The sequence below is a fragment of the Acidisphaera rubrifaciens HS-AP3 genome, from assembly GCF_000964365.1.
Taxonomy (GTDB): domain Bacteria; phylum Pseudomonadota; class Alphaproteobacteria; order Acetobacterales; family Acetobacteraceae; genus Acidisphaera; species Acidisphaera rubrifaciens.
In genome coordinates, this window is record NZ_BANB01000845.1 from 1 (window position 1) to 1,254 (window position 1,254).

The following is a 1,254-nucleotide window of genomic DNA, read 5'->3' on the forward strand; positions in this document are numbered from 1 at the left end:
GGCCGCGGCACTCGTGGCGCGACCGCGTCCGGCGCGGGCGGCGGACCGGCTGCGCTTCCTGACCGACTGGTACGCGGAGGCGGAACACGGCGGCTTCTATCAGGCAAAGGCGACGGGCCTGTACGAAAAGGCCGGGCTCGACGTGGATATCCACATGGGCGGGCCGCAGATCAACGGCGCGCAGGTGCTCGCGGCGGGCGGCGCCGACATGATGATGGGCTACGACCTGCAGGTGCTGGCGGGCAACGAGCACGGGGTGCCGCTGACCACACTCGGGGCCTGTTTTCAGTTCGACCTCGCCGGGATCATGGCGCATGCCGACGTGCCCGATCTGCCGGCCCTGAAGGGCCACCGCATCCTGATCTCGAACGCGTCGTACACGACCTTCTGGCCATGGCTGAAGCAGCGGTTCGGCTTCACCGACGCGCAGGCCGGTCCCTATACGTTCAACCTGCAGCCCTTCTTCACCGATCCGAACGTGGCGCAGCAGGGCTATGCGACGTCCGAACCGTTCGAGGCCAAGCAGCACGGCGTGGCGGCGAAGTTCTTCCTGCTCGCCGATTACGGCTATCCGCCCTATGCGACGACGCTCGTCGCCATGCGGCCGGTGGTCGCACAGAAGCGCGACGCGATGGCGCGCTTCGTGCGAGCGACGATGGAGGGGTGGAAGAGCTACCTCGCCGATCCCGCCCCGGGCAACAAGCTGATCCGCGTCGACAATCCGAAGATCAGCGAGGCGCAGCTCGCCTACAGCGTCGAGCGCATGAAGGCGATCGGCGTGGTGGAAGGCGGCGACGCCGCGACGCACGGCATCGGCATCATGACCGAGGCCCGCTGGCAAAAGACGCGCGACTTCATGGTCGGGGCCAAGCTGCTGAAGCCCGCGACCGACTGGCATCAGGCATTCACGCTGGACTTCGTCCGCGACCTGAAGGTGATGCCGTGAGGGCCGCGTGGCTCGCGGCGGGCACGCTCGCCGTCCTGATCGCCGCCGCGCCGGGCGCGCGCGCCGATGACGACCAGCCGCCGCCGCGCATCGCGACGCACGCGACGGCCCACAAGCGCATTACCAACACGGTCGCCGACATAACCCTCGGCATCGAGGCATCGGGCAAAGACGTCGCAGGCGTGACACGCGCCCTCGGCGAGCGGTCGACGACGCTGATGGCGTTCCTGCGGCAGCCGGGCATCGACCGGCTGGAGACGACGGGCATCGCGGTGCAGAGCCGCCGCCACGTGCAGCCCGACGGCCGT

At 69.2% G+C, this 1,254-nt stretch carries 2 protein-coding genes; both read left to right on the forward strand.

The window, feature by feature from the left end:
• Positions 1-946 (forward strand): ABC transporter substrate-binding protein (locus B8460_RS18405; protein ID WP_048863079.1); only part of this gene is annotated, 946 nt, incomplete at its 5' end.
• The coding region (locus tag B8460_RS18410; protein ID WP_048863080.1) for an SIMPL domain-containing protein at positions 943-1,254 on the forward strand (312 nt) is incomplete at its 3' end. The genes B8460_RS18405 and B8460_RS18410, both read left to right, overlap by 4 nt.